14 protein-coding genes are annotated in these 18,903 nt (G+C 59.0%); 7 read left to right on the forward strand and 7 right to left on the reverse strand.

The window, feature by feature from the left end; genetic code table 11:
* Positions 1 to 1,400, reverse strand: a 1,400-nt coding sequence (ettA, locus tag ACIOWE_RS12840; RefSeq protein WP_401391681.1) for an energy-dependent translational throttle protein EttA, incomplete at its 3' end; no start/stop codon positions are given.
* A 285-nt stretch (positions 1,401 to 1,685) separates the two neighbouring features.
* On the opposite strand from ettA, the gene morA reads away from it, so the two are divergent.
* The 6 genes from morA to ACIOWE_RS12870 all read left to right on the forward strand — a co-directional run bounded on the left by morA (position 1,686) and on the right by ACIOWE_RS12870 (position 10,998).
* On the forward strand, positions 1,686 to 5,534 hold the full coding sequence (gene morA / locus ACIOWE_RS12845; protein ID WP_401391684.1) for a cyclic di-GMP receptor MorA: 3,849 nt from the start codon (positions 1,686 to 1,688) through the stop codon (positions 5,532 to 5,534).
* A 240-nt stretch (positions 5,535 to 5,774) separates the two neighbouring features.
* Positions 5,775 to 7,028 (forward strand): serine hydroxymethyltransferase, encoded by a 1,254-nt coding sequence (gene glyA / locus ACIOWE_RS12850; protein WP_401391687.1) that lies wholly within the window; start codon positions 5,775 to 5,777, stop codon positions 7,026 to 7,028.
* Between the two features lie 227 nt (positions 7,029 to 7,255).
* Positions 7,256 to 7,786: a hypothetical protein gene (locus ACIOWE_RS12855; protein ID WP_401391690.1), complete on the forward strand. Its 531-nt coding sequence runs from the start codon at positions 7,256 to 7,258 to the stop codon at positions 7,784 to 7,786.
* 374 nt (positions 7,787 to 8,160) lie between these two features.
* A complete protein-coding gene (locus ACIOWE_RS12860; protein ID WP_103303615.1) occupies positions 8,161 to 9,474 on the forward strand; it encodes a C4-dicarboxylate transporter DctA in 1,314 nt (437 codons plus the stop codon).
* 84 nt (positions 9,475 to 9,558) lie between these two features.
* Complete coding sequence (locus ACIOWE_RS12865) at positions 9,559 to 10,263, forward strand: FadR/GntR family transcriptional regulator (protein ID WP_401391694.1); 705 nt, start codon at positions 9,559 to 9,561, stop codon at positions 10,261 to 10,263.
* A 24-nt stretch (positions 10,264 to 10,287) separates the two neighbouring features.
* Positions 10,288 to 10,998 carry a GntR family transcriptional regulator gene (locus tag ACIOWE_RS12870; RefSeq protein WP_401391697.1) on the forward strand — a complete coding sequence of 237 codons (711 nt, stop codon included), beginning with the start codon at positions 10,288 to 10,290 and terminating at the stop codon, positions 10,996 to 10,998.
* Positions 10,999 to 11,096: 98 nt separating this feature from the next.
* On the opposite strand, the gene yjiA is transcribed toward ACIOWE_RS12870, so the two are convergent.
* The 3 genes from yjiA to ACIOWE_RS12885 all read right to left on the reverse strand — a co-directional run bounded on the left by yjiA (position 11,097) and on the right by ACIOWE_RS12885 (position 14,508).
* Entirely contained in the window at positions 11,097 to 12,068 is a 972-nt protein-coding gene (gene yjiA, locus ACIOWE_RS12875) for a GTPase (RefSeq protein ID WP_401391700.1), read from the reverse strand.
* Between the two features lie 160 nt (positions 12,069 to 12,228).
* Positions 12,229 to 12,426, reverse strand: a complete 198-nt coding sequence (locus ACIOWE_RS12880; protein ID WP_003228401.1) for a YbdD/YjiX family protein — start codon at positions 12,424 to 12,426, stop codon at positions 12,229 to 12,231.
* 15 nt (positions 12,427 to 12,441) lie between these two features.
* A complete protein-coding gene (locus ACIOWE_RS12885) occupies positions 12,442 to 14,508 on the reverse strand; it encodes a carbon starvation CstA family protein (RefSeq protein WP_201236724.1) in 2,067 nt (688 codons plus the stop codon).
* A 159-nt stretch (positions 14,509 to 14,667) separates the two neighbouring features.
* Between ACIOWE_RS12885 and ACIOWE_RS12890 the strand changes: the two genes are divergently transcribed.
* Complete coding sequence (locus tag ACIOWE_RS12890; protein WP_401391704.1) at positions 14,668 to 15,036, forward strand: PilZ domain-containing protein; 369 nt, start codon at positions 14,668 to 14,670, stop codon at positions 15,034 to 15,036.
* A gap of 149 nt (positions 15,037 to 15,185) precedes the next feature.
* Here ACIOWE_RS12890 and radA read toward each other — a convergent pair whose 3' ends face one another.
* From radA to katB, 3 genes are read right to left on the reverse strand one after another with little or no spacing between them, the layout of a single operon-like run.
* Positions 15,186 to 16,553, reverse strand: a complete 1,368-nt coding sequence (radA, locus tag ACIOWE_RS12895; protein WP_007963764.1) for a DNA repair protein RadA — start codon at positions 16,551 to 16,553, stop codon at positions 15,186 to 15,188.
* 45 nt (positions 16,554 to 16,598) lie between these two features.
* Positions 16,599 to 17,144 (reverse strand): ankyrin repeat domain-containing protein, encoded by a 546-nt coding sequence (locus tag ACIOWE_RS12900; RefSeq protein WP_401391707.1) that lies wholly within the window; start codon positions 17,142 to 17,144, stop codon positions 16,599 to 16,601.
* Positions 17,145 to 17,204: 60 nt separating this feature from the next.
* Positions 17,205 to 18,746 carry a catalase KatB gene (katB, locus tag ACIOWE_RS12905; RefSeq protein ID WP_401391710.1) on the reverse strand — a complete coding sequence of 514 codons (1,542 nt, stop codon included), beginning with the start codon at positions 18,744 to 18,746 and terminating at the stop codon, positions 17,205 to 17,207.
* Between the last annotated feature and the right edge of the window lie 157 nt (positions 18,747 to 18,903).

Raw genomic sequence — 18,903 nt, forward strand, 5'->3', positions numbered from 1 at the left:
AGAATTACGTATCCAACCTCATTCAAGGTCAGCTCCAGGTGCAGACGACATCGATCACCACCGGACAGGTCCATGACGAACTTCTGCTGATCGCCGCCCTTGAAGTTGAAGCGACCGACGTAGGTACGCGACGGGATCTCGTAGTTGCCGATGCGGATCTGATCGGAACCGTCGGAAATCTGCTGGAACACAGTCTTGCTGCCATCCAGGTCATCGCGGCTCTGGTCCACGCACGCCAGTTGCACGGTTTCACCGACTTCGATACTGCCCGAATCCGGTGTTTCCTTGCCCATCAGCATGCGGAACAGCGTCGACTTACCGGCACCGTTACCGCCGATCACGCCGACGATGGCGCCTTTCGGCATCGAGAACGACAGGTTGTCGATCAGTACGCGATCGCCGTAGCCCTTGGTGACGTTCTTGAATTCGATGACCTTGTCGCCCAGGCGAGGACCGGCCGGACTGTAGATCTCGTTGGTTTCCGAACGCTTCTGGAATTCCTGCGATTGCATTTCTTCGAAGCGTTGCAGACGAGCCTTGGATTTCGACTGGCGGGCCTTGGCGCCTTTGCGCACCCACTCCAGTTCTTCTTTCATGGCTTTTTCGTGAGCCGACTGCTGTTTGGATTCGGCCGCCAGACGATCGGACTTGGCTTCGAGCCAACCCGAGTAGTTGCCCTCGTAAGGAATGCCCGCGCCGCGGTCGAGTTCGAGAATCCAGCCGGCGACGTTGTCGAGGAAGTAACGGTCGTGCGTGATCGCTACCACGGTACCCGGGAAGTCGTGCAGGAAGTGCTCCAGCCACGCCACGGAATCGGCATCCAAGTGGTTGGTCGGTTCGTCGAGCAGCAGCATGTCCGGGGCGGACAGCAGCAGACGGCACAGGGCCACACGACGTTTTTCACCACCGGACAGGTGCTCGACCTTGGCGTCCCATGCCGGCAGACGCAGCGCATCGGCGGCGACTTCCAGTTGGCGCTCGAGGTTGTGACCATCACTGGCCTGCAAGATCGCTTCGAGTTTGGCCTGCTCGGCGGCCAGCTTGTCGAAGTCGGCATCCGGGTCGGCGTACGCGGCGTAAACCTCGTCCAGACGCGCTTGCGCATCCTTGATCACGCTGACCGCTTCCTCGACCACTTCACGTACGGTCTTGGTCGGATCAAGTTGTGGCTCTTGCGGCAGATAACCGATGTTCAGGTCCGGCATCGGACGGGCTTCGCCCTCGAACTCGGTATCGACGCCGGCCATGATTTTCAGCAGCGTGGATTTACCCGAACCGTTGAGGCCGAGTACGCCGATCTTGGCGCCGGGGAAGAAGGACAGCGAAATGTTTTTGAGGATTTCCCGCTTCGGCGGAACAACTTTGCCCAGCCGATGCATGGTGAAGACGTATTGAGCCATGGAGAACCTTGGGTCAGTGACAGATGAATGATTGCAGCGCAGGCGATGCCCGGCCAGACCATGCGCGTCGTTCACTTGATGGTTATCAATGCGTGCGCGCTGAAAAAGTCTGAGTCTAGGAGCTGGAACGCTCCCGCGTAACCGGCAAAGCTACCTGAATGACGGAAGGCAGTCCAGCCGCGAGGGGCTGGCACTTCGCCACAACTCAAGGCATGCTAGCCGCCCTTCGGGCGTCCGGCTTATAGTGCACGTCGCGCCAGTCCAGCCAAACCGCAGGATTACAGCTTGTCCAACGTCACTCCGCCAGCCTCTGTGAGCAGCACCCAACCGGCGCCCGGCTCGCCCCTGCGCGGAACATTAAAGGGTGCGCTGGCGACGCTCGTGCTTTTGTTGCTGGCCTTGCTGTTCTGGCAACTGCTTGACCAACTGCGCGAAACCCAGAAAAACCAGCGCCAGTACACCATCGATTACACCGCCGACCTCGCCTCGCAGGTCAGCCTGAACATGGCGCTGAACGCGCAAATCGCCCTCAACCTGCTACCGATCGTCGAGCAACCGCAATCGGCCGACGAACAGCAGCAATTGCTGCGCAAGCTCCAGCAATCGCTACCGGACCTGCGCAGCCTGGCGTTGCTCAGCCCTTCCGGCAGAATCATCAGCGACAGCGCTGCCGACAGCTCCGACGCCGAGTACCTCACCGAACTGGTGCGGCGCAGCCACGCCCAGGCGCATTACTTCAGCAATGCCGACGACGGTTCGACGGTGCATCTGTTACTCCATCAGGCCAGCGGCAGCACCCGAGGTTATTGGGCCTTGCGCCTGACACCGACGTTCTTCGACTCACTGACCAAACAGAGTGAAACCGGACTGCGCCCGCTGTGGCTGGTGGAAAACCGCATCAACCACCAGATCATCAGCCGCGACGAAGCCCTGCCTTCGGCCAAGCCCGGCGTCCTCAGTCCCGACGATCTGGCCAACACTGTACTCACCGTGCCGCTGAGCAGCAGTGATTGGCAATTGCGCGGGCTGTTCGACCGCCAGCGCGTGCTCGAAGAACTGCTGCCGGCGTTCATTGGTAAATGCCTGCTGGGCCTGGCCTTCTCGATGCTGCCCGTGATCGCCTTGCTGAACATGCGCCGCCGGCAGCGCCAGTTGCATGAAGGGCGTCGACGTTATCAGGACATCTTCGAAGGCACCGGCGTCGCCCTGTGCGTGCTCGACCTGTCCGGACTGAAACAGGTATTCGAAAAGGCACAGATCCAGACCAGCGATCAACTCAAGGCCTGGCTCGACCAACCGCAGCAGCGCCAGCAGCTGTTGCAGGAGCTGCGCATCACCGAGGTCAATCAGGTGGCGCTGCAACTGCTCAACGTCAATTCCTGCGATCACGCCTGGCAGTTGCTGATCGACGGCCATCCGCATCGTCACTGCGCGATCGGCAATCAGGTGCTCGACGCCGTGCTCCAGCAGCAAAAACAGCTGGAACTGGAAATCAAACTGCCGGACATCAACGGTCGCGACCAGCACCTGTGGATGGTTCTGCGCCTGCCGACTGAGCAGCACGATTACAAAGCGGTGATCCTCAGCATCAACGACATCACCAGCCGCAAGCTGATCGAGTTGTCGCTGCTGGAGCGCGAAGGTTTCTGGTCGGACGTGGTGCGCACGGTGCCGGATCACCTGTACGTGCAGGACGTGATCAGCCAGCGGATGATTTTCAGCAACCATCACCTCGGCCAGACCCTCGGTTACAACCGCTCCGAGCTGCATCAGATGGGCGAGTACTTCTGGGAAATCCTCCTGCACCCGGAAGACGCCGATTACTACCACCGCTCGCGCCAGATGCAGCGCCACGCCGGTTACAGCCAGTTGTTGCAATGCCAGTTGCGCTTCCGTCATCGCGACGGCAAATGGCGGCGTTTCGATATTCGCGAACAGGCACTGGCTCGCGACAAGCACGATCAGGTGACGCGGATCATCGGCGTGGCCAAGGACATCACCGAACAGATCGAGGCCAGCGAATCGCTGCGTGACAGCGAGCAGCGCTATCGCATGCTCGCCGAAAGCATCAGCGACGTGATCTTCTCCACCGATAGCAAACTCTCGCTGAACTACGTCAGCCCGTCGGTGCAGGCGGTATTGGGCTACGACGCTGAATGGATTTTCCAGAACGGCTGGCAATCGACCATTGCCAACCCGCAGCAACTGAGCGGTATTTATCAGCTCATGGATCGGGTCAGCAAAGCGCTGGACAAGCCTGAGCAACTGGCGCTGTTGCGCAGCCAGGTGCAGACGCAGATGTTCCTGTTCGACTGCCTGCGCGCCGACGGTCGCAAGATCCCGATCGAACTGCGTCTGGTGTTGGTCTGGGACGAACACAATGCATTCGAAGGCGTGCTCGGCGTCGGCCGCGACATCAGCCAGCAGCGCCGCGCCGAGAAAGACCTGCGCATGGCCGCCACGGTTTTCGAACATTCGACCTCGGCGATCCTGATCACCGACCCGGCCGGTTACATCGTTCAGGCCAACGAGGCGTTCAGTCGCGTCAGCGGTTACGCGGTCACTGAAGTGCTCGACCAGTTGCCGAACATGCTCACCGTCGACGAACAGCAGGACGCGCACTTGCGCTACGTGCTCAAGCAATTGCACCAGCACAACACCTGGGAAGGCGAAGTCTGGCTCAAGCGCCGTAATGGCGAGCATTACCCGGCGTGGGTCGGCATCACCGCCGTGCTCGACGACGAGGGCGACCTGGCCAGTTACGTGTGTTTCTTCAGTGACATCAGCGAGCGCAAGGCCAGCGAGCAGCGCATCCACCGCCTCGCCTACTACGACGCCCTGACCCATCTGCCCAACCGCACACTGTTCCAGGATCGCCTGCACACCGCGCTGCAATCGGCCGAGCGGCAGAAGTCGTGGGTGGTGCTGATGTTCCTCGACCTCGACCGCTTCAAACCGATCAACGACTCCCTCGGCCATGCCGCCGGCGACCGCATGTTGAAAGACATGGCCACGCGCTTGCTGGCCTGCGTCGACGATGACGACACCGTGGCGCGGATGGGCGGCGACGAGTTCACCTTGCTCCTGCAACACCGTTCCAGCCGCGAACTGGCGCTGAATCGGGCAATTCATGTCGCCGAGCAGATTCTGGCCAGCCTGGTGCGGCCGTTCGTGCTCGAAGGGCGTGAGTTCTTCGTCACCGCGAGCATCGGCATCGCGCTGAGCCCGCAGGATGGCAATGAACTCAGCCAACTGATGAAGAACGCCGACACCGCGATGTACCACGCCAAGGAGCGCGGCAAGAACAACTTCCAGTTCTATCAGGCCGACATGAACGCCAGTGCGCTCGAACGTCTGGAGCTGGAAAGCGATCTGCGTCACGCCCTGGAGCAAAACGAATTCGTGCTGTATTACCAACCGCAGTTCAGCGGCGACGGCAAACGCCTGACCGGTGCCGAAGCCCTGCTGCGCTGGCGCCATCCGCGTCGCGGGCTGGTGCCGCCGGGGGATTTCATTCCGGTGCTGGAGGAGCTCGGGCTGGTGGTGGACGTCGGCGACTGGGTGATCAGCGAGGCTTGTCGTCAACTCAAGACCTGGCACCAGAACCGCGTGCGTGTACCGAAGGTGTCGGTAAACATTTCGGCGCGGCAATTCTCCGACGGCCAGCTCGGCACGCGGATCGCCACGATCCTGCGCGAAACCGGTCTGCCGCCGGCGTGTCTGGAGCTGGAGCTGACCGAAAGTATTCTGATGCGTGAAGTCAGCGAGGCGATGCAGATTCTCGCCGGTCTGAAAAACCTTGGCCTGAGCATTGCGGTCGACGACTTCGGCACCGGTTACTCATCGCTGAACTACCTCAAGCAATTCCCGATCGACGTGCTGAAGATCGACCGCACCTTCGTCGATGGCTTGCCGTCGGGTGAGCAGGACGCGCAGATCGCCCGCGCGATCATCGCCATGGCGCACAGCCTCAATCTGGCGGTCATCGCCGAAGGTGTGGAAACCCATGAGCAACTGGACTTCCTGCGCGAGCATGGTTGCGATGAGGTTCAGGGGTATCTGTTCGGACGGCCGATGCCCGCGAGCCGGTTTGAGGCGCAGTTCAGCAATGATGCGCTCTTCATGTTTGACTGAAAATCTGTGGCGCGGCTTTTCGCGAGCAGGCTCGCTCCCACAGGAATTGATGTCGATCACAAAATCGCAGGCCTGCCTCGGTTACTGTGGGAGCGAGCCTGCTCGCGAAGAGGCCTTCAAAAGCACCGCACATCTGTCATGAACGCCACTTGTCTGCGACATGATGTCGTTTCATATGCCATCCAAAACCCATTGGGTTAGAATGCCCCCCTTTTCTGCCCCCGATCCTTGAGGACCGCCATGTTCAGCCGTGATTTGACTATTGCCAAGTACGACGCCGATCTTTTTGCCGCCATGGAGCAAGAAGCTCAGCGCCAGGAAGAACACATCGAGCTGATCGCTTCGGAAAACTACACCAGCCCAGCGGTGATGGAAGCTCAAGGCTCGGTTCTGACCAACAAGTACGCCGAAGGTTATCCGGGCAAGCGCTACTACGGTGGTTGCGAGTACGTCGACATCGTTGAGCAACTGGCCATCGACCGCGCCAAAGAGCTGTTCGGTGCCGATTACGCCAACGTTCAGCCACACGCCGGTTCGCAAGCCAACGCTGCGGTCTATCTGGCACTGCTGCAAGGTGGCGACACCATTCTGGGCATGAGCCTGGCTCACGGCGGTCACCTGACCCACGGCGCCAGCGTTTCCTCCTCCGGCAAGCTGTACAACGCTATCCAGTACGGCATCGACGCCAACGGCCTGATCGACTACGACGAAGTCGAGCGTCTGGCTGTTGAACACAAGCCAAAAATGATCGTTGCCGGTTTCTCTGCCTACTCGCAGATCCTCGACTTCCCGCGTTTCCGCGAAATCGCTGACAAGGTTGGCGCTTACCTGTTCGTCGACATGGCTCACGTGGCCGGTCTGGTCGCCGCTGGCGTCTACCCGAACCCGGTGCCATTCGCTGACGTCGTGACCACCACCACGCACAAGACCCTGCGCGGTCCACGTGGCGGCCTGATCCTGGCTCGCGCCAACGCCGACATCGAGAAGAAGCTCAACTCCGCAGTATTCCCGGGCGCCCAGGGTGGCCCGCTGGAGCACGTAATCGCCGCCAAGGCGATCTGCTTCAAGGAAGCACTGCAGCCTGAGTTCAAGGCGTACCAGGAACAAGTGGTGCTGAACGCCCAGGCCATGGCCGAAGTGTTCATCGAGCGCGGTTTCGACGTAGTGTCCGGCGGTACCAAGAACCACCTGTTCCTGCTGTCGCTGATCAAGCAGGACATCTCCGGTAAAGACGCCGACGCCGCTCTGGGCAAAGCGTTCATCACCGTGAACAAGAACTCCGTACCTAACGATCCACGCTCGCCGTTCGTCACTTCCGGCCTGCGCTTCGGTACTCCGGCTGTAACCACTCGCGGCTTCAAGCAAGCCGAGTGCAAAGAGCTGGCCGGCTGGATCTGCGACATCCTGGCTGACCTGAACAACGAAGCGGTGATCGACGCCGTTCGTGAGAAAGTCAAAGCCATCTGCAAGAAACTGCCGGTATACGGCGCTTGATAGTTAGCAACTGAACCACAAAGCCCGGCCAATTGGCCGGGCTTTTTTTTGCCCTAAATAAACCACACAAGAAAAACAATTGAACACATCAACGGCAACTTGCCGACTGTTGTAAAACACGGAAACAGCATAAAAAAAACAACCAGCACGAACGCTGGTAAGTTTCCTTCAGCACAAACCGCACTTAAAAAATGCCTTTTACCTATCATCTATGGATGGAGATACCCATGAGCACGAATATAGAAAAGTCTTTCACTGCACGTCTGCAGACCCAGTATGGCAACTTGCACGTGCCGCGCATTTCCTATGGACAAAAGACCTTCATAAAACGCTGGTACTACGAAGCCTTCACCTTCGACGCCCACGTCGATGTATCCAACACACTGTGCGTGCATCCGGAAGCGCCGGCAGACCAGCTCCGATTCCACTTCCGCTGTATTGAAGACTACTACTTCATTTATTTGCTGACGGCCAGTCACTATCACAATTACGCCATAAGTAACGAGCACCGTGACCTGATCAGTGCCTTTACCGACAATGCCGATCAAACCTCATACAACTTGCTGGATGCCAACAACCGGATTGTCACCCTCGACCAACTCAATGGGGACACACACAACCTGAAAATTCAAACCCGCGGCGGCCGTAAACTCAGTGTTCGTGAAAACTCAAAAGTGGGTGGACTGGTGTGCACTGGCAAAGAAGGCGGGCAGGTACTTGATTTTAAACTCGACATCATCAAGCGCGGCGCTAAATAACGACCGCATACAATTTCAATAAAATCGGAAGAAGTACTCACCGCCACTGCGCTTTAAAGTCCGCGGTGAGGACTTCGACAACAACCCTCGACAAGCATTTTCGCGACTTCATCCTGTCAACGGAGCGGCATACACATTCCGGAACTGCCGATCGCCAACAAAAATTGTCTTCACGCCCTGTCCGCCCAGGAATGGGTCTCACAGACCATCTGGTCAGACCGGTCAAACCAATTTGTCATTTTTCACTTGCGATCATCAAAAAACCACGCCTACACTGCACCCGCACTGGACATACCGGTAAGACCACAATAATTAAGTTCTGAATCTGATGTGCTCCGCACACGGCAGCCAGGACACCGACCAGGATTCCTCCCATGCTCAGATGGTGCTCGCGTTCAATCTTCCTCCAAGTGGTTCTCGGACTGATGCTCGGCATCGTCTGCGGGCTGACCCTTCCTGAATACTCGGCCCAGCTCAAACCGCTCGGCGACGGCTTCATCAAACTGATCAAGATGCTCATCGGTCTGATCGTGTTCTGCGTGGTGGTCAGCGGCATCAGCGGCGCCGGCGACCTGAAGAAGGTCGGCCGCATCGGCCTCAAATCGGTTATCTACTTCGAAGTGTTGACCACCATCGCGTTGGTGATCGGCCTGGTATTCGCCTTCAGCACCGGTATCGGCAGCGGCGCGAATATCCATCTGGAGCAGCTGTCCGCTGCGGACATGGGCGACATCGCCGAACGCGGCCAGCACATGCACACCACCACGCAGTTCCTGATGGACCTGATCCCGACCTCGGTGATCGGCGCGTTTGCCGACAACAACATCCTGCAAGTGCTGCTGTTCTCGGTGCTGTTCGGCAGTGCGTTGAATCTGGTCGGCGAAGCGGCCTCGGGCATCTCGCGGCTGATCAACGAACTGAGCCATGTGATCTTCCGGATCATGGGCATGATCGTGCGCCTGGCACCGATCGGTGTGTTCGGTGCCATCGCCTTCACCACCAGCAAATATGGCCTCGATTCGCTGCAACATCTGGGCAGTCTGGTCGGCCTGTTTTATCTGACCTGCATCGCGTTCGTCAGCGTGATTCTCGGTCTGGTGATGCGTGCCTCCGGCCTGCGCATGTGGCCGCTGCTGAAATACCTGCGCGAAGAATTGCTGATCGTCATGGGCACCGCATCGTCCGACGCCGTGCTACCGCAGATCATGCGCAAACTGGAACACCTGGGCATCGGCAGCTCGACGGTCGGCCTGGTGATTCCCACCGGCTACTCATTCAACCTCGACGGTTTCTCGATCTACCTGACCCTGGCCATCGTGTTCATCGCCAACGCCACCGGCACGCCGCTGGCCATGACCGATTTGCTGACGATCCTGCTGGTGTCGCTGATCACCTCCAAAGGCGCCCATGGGATTCCCGGTTCGGCGCTGGTGATTCTCGCGGCGACGCTGACAGCGATCCCGGCAATTCCGGTGGTCGGCCTGGTGCTGGTGCTGGCGGTGGACTGGTTCATGGGCATCGGTCGGGCACTGACTAACCTGATCGGCAACTGCGTTGCCACCGTGGCCATCGCCCGCTGGGAAAAAGACATCGACGTACAAAGAGCCAACAAAGTATTGAGCGGCCAGCAGGGCTACACCTTTCAGCCGCGTAAAACAGCAACTCCGGCGCACCAGCAAGAGTTCTGATTTTCAACCCTGCCGGGATGACCGCTGGCTGCGATCTTTTGATCTGGCCTGCGGCATCTCATGCAGGCACATGGAGCTAGACAAGTGATAACCACATCAACCGTCGTCAACTCAGTGGTAGAGAAACTCCGCGCAGCATTGGCCCGTGGTCAGTGGCGCTCCGGCGACATGCTGCCGGGTCAGCGCGAACTGGCCGAACAACTGGGCATCAGCCGCCCGAGCCTGCGCGAAGCGGTGATCGTCCTGGAAACCCTCGGCCTCGTCCGTTCGATGCCGGGCAAAGGCGTAGTCGTGCTTGAGGCGCAACTGAGCGACAGCCAAAACCACGACAGCGCTGTCGCCGGCGCCAGCCTCGAAGACGTGCTGCAACTGCGTTACACCCTTGAACCGTTCATCGTCGGGCTGGTTGCACAGTCGATCAGCAGCAAGGAAGTCGGCCAGTTGCGCCTGACCCTGATGGACATGCGCGAAGCCCTTGACGCGGGCGACAGCGAAGCCGGAGTCAGCGCCTACATCGCGTTCCATGAGGAGTTGTTCACCCTGACCTCGAACCCGATTTTCCAGAGCGTGGTGCAACAAACCAGCAACGCCCTCAAGCAAAGCGCCGAAGTGCTACGCAACTCCCCGGAGCATCTGGCCGAACGGCTGGAGGAAAACGAAGCCGTGGTCCGCGCGATCCGCAGCAAGAACAGCGCGCAGGCCAGCGCCGAAATGCGCCGGCACATTCTGCGTGAAGGTCAGCGGATGGGCATCGAGCTGAACATTCCGGAAGACAACTTGAGCAACTGAACCCCTTCACACTGGAGACCGGCCATGAACAGCCTTGCCACGCCGTCGCACAACCGCCAGATGTCGGCTGCCCTGCCCTTCTCCCGCCTGCGGGCACCGGTGGAGGACCTGTATCCACGGCTGTTCGATGCAATTCTGGAACAGCGCATCGCACCGGCCAGCCGCTTCACCGAAGAGAGTCTCAAGCAGATGTTCGGTGTCAGCCGCGCGGATGTGCGGCGGGCGCTGACGCAACTGGCGCATGAGCACATCATCGTGCTGCGCGCCAATCATCGGCCACGCGTTGCCGAACTGGATGCCGAGCACACCCGGCAGACGTTGCACGCCCGGCGACTAGCCGAAAACACACTGGTGCGGCTGGCCTGTCAGCGGCCTTCGGTTGAAGGGCTGAAGCGTCTGCGAGCCTTGATCGAACGTGAGCGTCAGGCCGTGGAGCAGGATCGGCGTGGCGCGGCGATTCGCTTGTCGGGGGAATTTCATCTGCAATTGGCGCAGATGGCGGGGAATGCACCGTTGGCGCATTTTCTTGGCAGTCTGGTGCCGCTGACGTCGCTGGCGATTGCGCGAAGCTCGCGCAAAACGCACAGTTGTTGTGCCTGGCAGGAGCATTTGGCGATTGTCGAGGCGGTAGAGTGTGGGGATGTGTGCAGAGCCAGCATGCTGATGAATCAACACCTGTCTCATCTGGAGCAGACATTGCTGGATTCAGCCAATGAAGGTTGGGTTGCCGGTTAGATGGCCATCGCGAGCAGGCTCGCTCCTACAGTTGAAATGCGTCCCCCTGTAGGAGTGAGCCTGCTCGCGATGGCGTCATCATTGGCTATACAAACCCATCAGCCTGCCGCCACCCGCGCAAACCCCGCGCGAATTTTCTCTTCCGGCAGATCATCGGCAATAAACACAATCACGCTTTCCCGCGCCTCACCCTCGGTCCATTCGGTGTCCCAGTCGAAACCGTACAACTTCAGAACGCCCTGAAACACCAACCGGCGATCTTCCCCGGCAATATTCAGCACGCCTTTGTAACGCAGCAATTGCTTGCCGTGCTCTTCCAGCAGTTCATTCATGAACTCGCTGAGCTGATCGATATCCAGCGGCTGGTCGGTACGCAGCACCAGGCTGGAGATGCGATCGATGGACGGCGCTTTGTTCACCGGCCGCAGGCTCAACCCTCCACCGAGATCGGCATTGAGGTTGAAGCCACGAACGTCGAGCAGTTCGGCCAGATCGATGTTGCCGTGCTCGACCACGCGGATCGGTGCACGACGATTGATCCGGGTCAGACGCTCGCTCAACGCAGTGAACGCCGCTGCGTCGACCAGATCGGTTTTGCTCACCAGCAAGCGGTCGGCGAAACCGATCTGCGCCTGGGCAATGGTCTGGGTCAGATGATGCTCCGCATGCGCAGCATCGACCAGGGTGATGATGCCGTCGAGCAGATAACGCTCGCGCAGTTCTTCGTCGATGAAGAAGGTCTGCGCCACTGGCGCCGGATCGGCCAGCCCGGTGCATTCGATCACCAGACGATCAAAGGCAATTTCGCCGCTGTCCAGCCGTTCGAGCAGCAGGTAAAGCGCTTTGGTCAGGTCGGTGTGAATGGTGCAGCAGACGCAGCCGTTGGCCAACGTCATGACTTGCACCGGCTCGTCGCCCAACAACTGGGTGTCGATACCGGCGTCGCTGAATTCGTTTTCGATCACGGCGATTTTCAGGCCGTGCTCGGCTTTCAACAGGTGACGCAGCAAGGTGGTCTTGCCGGCACCGAGGAAACCGCTGAGTACCGTTACAGGTATCGGAGAAGACAAAACAGATCCCCTTCACAAAATGAATGAACAACACAAAACAAATGTGGGAGCGAGCCTGCTCGCGAAAGCGGTGTGCCAGTCAACATTGCTGTCGACTGACACGCCCTCATCGCGAGCAGGCTCGCTCCCACAGGGTCAGCACTGGCCTCTGGCTGTCAGCTCAACAGCACTTCGGCCCACCCTTGCCACCGTAACGGGCTTCCTGACGTTCACGGAAGAACATCTCGTAGCTCATCACCGGTTTGTCCGGGTGCTTGGTTTGCATATGCTCGACGTAGGTGTCGTAGTCGGGCATGCCGACCATCAGGCGCGCGGCCTGACCGAGGTATTTACCGAGGCGACTCAGGTCATTGAACATGGTGCAATCCTCTGGTTACGCATCCGGCAGAGCCTGGAATGGCGATTCTTTATCCGTACGCTCTTTTTTGCCCCAGGCGGCAATGCCGACCTTGAGCGCATAGAACAGGATGCTGAAGACCACGAACAGGAACAGCGCCGTCAGCGTTGCGTTGGTGTAAGCGTTGAAGATCACGTGCTGCATCTGATCGATGCTTTTGGCCGGAGCGATCACTTGACCGGCGGCCAGTGCATCACTGTACTTCTTGGCCAGCGACAGGAAGCCGATCGCCGGGTTGGCGTCGAACAGCTTGATGAAGCCTGCGGTCGTGGTGCAGATCAGCAGCCAGGCGGCTGGCAGCAAGGTCACCCAGATGTAGCGTTGACGCTTCATCTTGATCAGCACAACGGTGCCGAGCATCAGCGCAATACCGGCGAGCATCTGGTTGGAGATACCGAATAGAGGCCACAAGGTGTTGATGCCGCCCAGTGGGTCGATCACGCCCTGATACAGCAACCAGCCCCACATCGCTACGCAACCGGCGGTGGCGATCAGGTTGGCAGTCCACGATTCGGTACGTCTCAGTGCCGGAACGAAAGAGCCGAGCAAGTCCTGCAGCATGAAACGTCCGGCACGGGTACCGGCGTCTACCGCTGTGAGGATGAACAGCGCTTCGAACAGAATCGCGAAGTGGTACCAGAACGCCATGGTGTTTTCACCCGGCAGGACACTGTGCAGGATCTGCGCGATACCGACTGCCAGGGTCGGCGCACCACCGGCACGGGCCAGGATGGTGGTTTCGCCGATGTCGTGTGCGACCGCTTGCAACGCTTCCGGCGTGATCGCGAAGCCCCAGCTGGAGACCACTTGTGCAACCGAGGCGACATCACTGCCAACCACGGCGGCCGGGCTGTTCATGGCGAAGTACACGCCAGGCTCGATTACCGAAGCGGCAACCATGGCCATGATGGCGACAAACGACTCCATCAGCATGCCGCCGTAACCGATGTAACGGGCGTTGGTTTCGTTATCCAGCAGCTTCGGCGTGGTGCCTGAAGAAATCAGTGCGTGGAAACCGGAAACCGCACCGCAGGCAATGGTGATGAACAGGAACGGGAACAGACCACCCTTCCACACCGGGCCGGTGCCGTCGACGAACTGGGTCAGCGCGGGCATTTTCAGCTCGGGCATGGTCACCAGAATGCCGATTGCCAGAGCGATGATGGTGCCGATCTTGAGGAAGGTGGAGAGGTAGTCACGCGGCGCCAGAATCAGCCAGACCGGCAGCGATGCCGCCACGAAACCGTAACCGACCAGCATCCAGGTAATCTGCACACCGGTAAACGTGAAGGCCTTGGCCCACACCGGATCAGCAGCAATCTGCCCACCCAGCCAGATCGAACCGAGCAGCAGCAACACGCCGACCACGGAGATTTCGCCAATGCGGCCCGGGCGGATGTAGCGCATGTAAATGCCCATGAACATCGCGATCGGGATGGTTGCCATCACGGTGAAGATGCCCCACGGGCTCTCGGCCAGTGCCTTGACCACGATCAGCGCCAGCACCGCAAGGATGATGATCATGATCAGGAAGCAGCCAAACAGGGCAATGGTGCCGGGGATCCGGCCCATTTCTTCACGCACCATGTCGCCCAGGGAACGGCCGTTGCGACGGGTCGACATGAACAGCACCATGAAGTCCTGCACCGCGCCCGCCAGCACCACCCCGGCAATCAGCCATAGCGTGCCGGGCAAGTAACCCATCTGCGCCGCCAGTACCGGGCCGACCAGAGGGCCTGCGCCAGCAATCGCTGCAAAGTGGTGACCGAAGAGAATGTGTTTGTTGGTCGGAACGTAATCCAGACCGTCGTTGTTGATTACGGCGGGGGTGGCCCGACGCGGATCGAGTTGCATCACATTGTTTGCGATGAACAGGCTGTAGTAACGGTACGCAACCAGATAAATGGCCACGGCAGCGACCACAATCCACAAGGCGTTAATCGCCTCGCCTCGGCGCAATGCCACTACGCCCAGGGCGCACGCTCCTACGATTGCCAGCACTAGCCAGGGTAAGTGGCGTAGCAGGCTATTATTATTTTTCATTTTATTATTCCAGCCAGGGTGGACAAGAAAGACAGCCACCCCGAGTTTAGCGCTACTGGCGCCAAAGACCATACCCCGACATTGGTCTAGACGCCTGTCTGCACTGGCACGGTTGAAGAATGCGGGTCTATAGTCAGCGAACATCCAGAGGATTGCGCCATGAGCGAGCACCCTGCCAATCGTCGCCGTTTTAAACGAATTGCGTTCGATGCCAGAACAGAATTGCGCCAAGGTGAATATATTTGGCCGGTGAAGCTGATCGACCTGTCACTCAAGGGGCTGTTGATCGAGAAGCCAGAGCCTTGGCTGGGCATTGCCGAGAAGACTTTTTATGTCGACATTCATCTGAGTGCTGACGTCCACATCGATATGGATGTGCTGCTCAAACACGATGATCACGGACAGCTGGGGTTCGTCTGCCAACACATCAGTCTTGAGTCGATCCAGCGTCTGCGGCGGCTGATTGAGCTCAACCTGGCCGACGAAGCGGAGCTTGAGCGCGAACTCGGCGCCCTGATCGAAATCTAGCGCCAACACAAATCAATCTGCCCTGTGGCGGACTCTGTGGCGAGGGGATTTATCCCCGATGGGTCGCGTAGCGGCCCCAAAAAAAGGGGCTGCTGCGCAGCCATCGGGGATAAATCCTCTCGCCACAGAATTCACCAGAAGGTAGTTTTTTATTCGAAGAGTGCGTCGAGGGCCTGTTCGAGGCGAGTGACGGCGATGATCTGCAAGCCCGGAGGCGCTTCTTTCGGCGCATTGCCCTTGGGCACGATCGCCCGTTTGAAGCCATGCTTGGCCGCTTCTTTCAAGCGTTCCTGACCGCTCGGCACCGGGCGCACCTCGCCGGACAGGCCGACTTCACCAAACACCAGCAGATCATGCGGCAATGGCCGATTGCGCAGGCTCGACATCACGGCCGCCATCAACGCCAGGTCGGATGCGGTCTCCAGCACTTTTACCCCGCCGACCACATTGAGGAACACGTCCTGATCGTGGGTCGGAATGCCACCATGGCGGTGTAAAACCGCGAGCAACATCGCCAGGCGATTCTGATCCAGCCCCAGCGTCACCCGTCGCGGGTTGGCCAAGTGGCTGTCATCGACCAGTGCCTGCACTTCCACCAGCATCGGTCGCGTGCCCTCCCACGTTGCCATCACTACGCTGCCCGGGACTTCTTCCTGGGCACGGGTGAGGAAAATCGCCGAAGGGTTGGAGACTTCCTTCAGGCCTTTGTCCGTCATGCCAAACACACCCAGCTCGTTGACCGCACCGAAACGGTTTTTCACCGCTCGCAACAAACGCAAACGCCCGTCGGATTCACCTTCGAAATACAGCACGGTATCGACCATGTGTTCCAGCACGCGCGGACCTGCCAGCGCGCCCTCTTTGGTGACGTGACCGACAAGGAAAATCGCTGTACCGCTCTGTTTGGCATAGCGCACCAGCAACGCAGCACTTTCGCGCACTTGGGAAACGCCGCCGGGCGCCGATTGCAGTTGCTCGGTGAAGATTGTCTGGATCGAGTCGATCACCATCACCTTGGGCTTTTCCTGACGGGCGGTGGCGATGATGGTTTCGATGCAGGTTTCGGTCATCACTCGCAGTTGGTCCTGCGGCAAGCCCAAGCGTCGGGCGCGCATGGCCACCTGCTGTTGGGATTCTTCGCCGGTGACGTACAGCGCCGGCATGCTTTTGGCGAGATTGCACAGGGTCTGCAACAGAATTGTCGACTTGCCGATCCCCGGATCACCGCCGATCAGCACCACCGAACCATCCACCAGCCCACCGCCGAGCACGCGATCCAGTTCACCGGAGGCTGTGGAAAACCGTGGAATCTCTTCAATGCTGACTTCGGCCAGGGTCTTGATCTGCGCCTGTTGCCCGGCCCAACCGGTGCGGCCAGTGGGCGCCGTGGCGCCGCCACTCTCGATCATGGTTTCAGTCAGGGTATTCCAGGCACCGCACTCGCCACACTGGCCGGCCCACTTGGGAAAGGTTGCGCCGCACTCGGTGCAGCCGTACATGCGCTTGGCCTTGGCCATCAGAACCCCCGATAAAAACCGCGATGATAACGCACGTACCGCCAATCAGCGCGGCGCAGCGGTGCGGATTTCCCCGTTGGCCAGACGCGCGGCGCTGTTGCCCAGCGGATCTTGCGCGTCCAGGTCGGCACCTTTGGCCTTGAGTGCGTCGAGCAACTCCAGGCGCTTGAACAGACCGGCATACATCGCTGCCGTCTGACCGGCACCGTTGCGTTGGTCGGGGCTGCAATCGGTGGCCATCAAGCGCCGGGCAATCTGTAACTCGCCCTTGAAAATCGCGCCCATCAACGCCGTGTTACCGCGCTGATCCTGGGCACAGGCGTCAGCCCCGGCGGCCAGCAATCGTTCAACCGCCGGCGCCTGACCGTGATATGCCGCCAGAATCAGCGCGGTGTAGCCCTTGTCGTCACGGGTATCGAGGGAATAACCCGATTCGATGAAAGTCTCGAGCATCGGCACATCACCGCGCCGGGCAGCGTCGAAATAGTAGTTTTGCAACTGAAGCTGGATCGCGTCAGGGCGCTGCGCAGGTGTTGCCGCCCACGCAGTGAATGACCAGCAACTGGCTAACAGTAAAAGACAGATACGCATCAGCGATCTCCTTGAGCGAAACGGGGCCTGGCTCAGGCCCCGCGTCGTATTGGCGCTGGATCAGTCGACCAGTTTGGCCGCCAGTGCCTTGACCCGGCTGAGATCTCCCTTGGCCACGTCGGTCACGCCGGTGCCATATTCCGGGTCAGCCTTATAAAGGAAGGACAGGATGATGTGCTTGCTCTCGTCATCCGTGCTGGCCAGCGAGCCACCGAAGCTTTCGATCAGATCGCGACGTTCTGTCTTGCTGAACGAGCGATACAGATCACCGGCCTGCTTGAAGTTCTGTTCACGCTGGATTTTCGCTTGTTGAGTACTGCCCGACAGTGCCGATTGGCTGTAACGCGCGGTTTGCGTTTCTTCACGCGGTTGCAAACGACTCGGCTGATAGTTCACGCCGGAGTTGCTCGCGCCCAGGTTCATCGCACCATCCTGATTGCCATTATTCACCGCTATTTTCGGCGCGTTGATCGGCAATTGCAGGGCGTTGGCACCGAGGCGATACATTTGCGTATCGGCGTAAGAGAACACCCGTCCTTGCAACAAACGGTCTTCCGAAGGCTCGATACCTGGCACAACATTGGAAGGCGCCATGGCAACTTGCTCGGTTTCCTGGAAGACGTTTGCCGGATTACGGTTCAACACCATCTGTCCAACTTTTCGCTCAGGAACACCCGGCCAGACCTTCGTCGCATCCAGCGGATCAAAATCAAACTTGGACAAATCTTGTGGTTTCAGCACTTGAACGTACAAGTCCCATTTAGGGAAGTCGCCTTTATTGATATGCGTGACCAAGTCATTCGTCATGTGACTGTAGTCTTGCCCCTGAACTTTTGCGACTTGCTTAGGCGTCAGATTATTGATCCCTTGCAAACTCTTCCAATGGAACTTCACATAGTGAACTTCGCCTTTGGCATTGACCAACTTGTAAGCATGTACACCGTTGCCATCCATCTCTCGATAACTGGCGGGAGTTCCCGAGTTGGAATACAGCTCGGTCAGCGTACGCGTGGCTTCCGGAACATGAGAGAAGAAGTCGAAGCGGCGCGAGTCATCATCCAGGTTAGTGCGCGGGTCGGGTTTGAACGCATGCACCATGTCCGGAAACTTGATTGCATCGCGAATAAAGAAAGTCGGGAAATTGTTACCGACCAGATCCCAGTTGCCATCGGCGGTGTAGAACTTGGTGGCGAAGCCGCGCGGGTCACGCAGGGTTTCCGGAGAGTGGTTGCCATGAACCACGGCAGAAAAACGCACGAATACGGGTGTGCTCTGGCCGGCGGCAAACACCTTGGCCTTGCTCAGATCGCCAAGATCATTGGTGACGGTGAAGGTGCCATGGGCACCCGTGCCGCGTGCGTGCACCACACGCTCCGGGATGCGCTCACGGTCGAAACGCTGCAGCTTCTGGATCAGTTGCACATCCTGAAGCAGCACCGGGCCATTGGCACCTGCGGTTTGCGAGTTCTGGTTGTCGCCAACCGCGGCACCGTTGTCGCGGGTCAGGGGAGCAGCATGCACGGAGAAAGTCAGCAGGCTGGCGGTGAGTAAGCCAAACGTACGGCGTTGGGGAAAAGCCCCCAGTCCAAGAGCGGAATTCATATCAGGATCCTCTATTTTTTTTGGGCGCATCCAGGTGCGCCACACCAAGGCTAGAGGCCTGTGCCACCGAACATAAATAGAAAGAACGCAACCCCATGATTGATAAATTTGGCTTCCCGATCATTGGCTTACGGCGTATTTCGCGCGCGATTAGTGG

It is taken from the genome of Pseudomonas sp. NPDC087598 (assembly GCF_044743525.1).
Lineage (GTDB): Bacteria > Pseudomonadota > Gammaproteobacteria > Pseudomonadales > Pseudomonadaceae > Aquipseudomonas.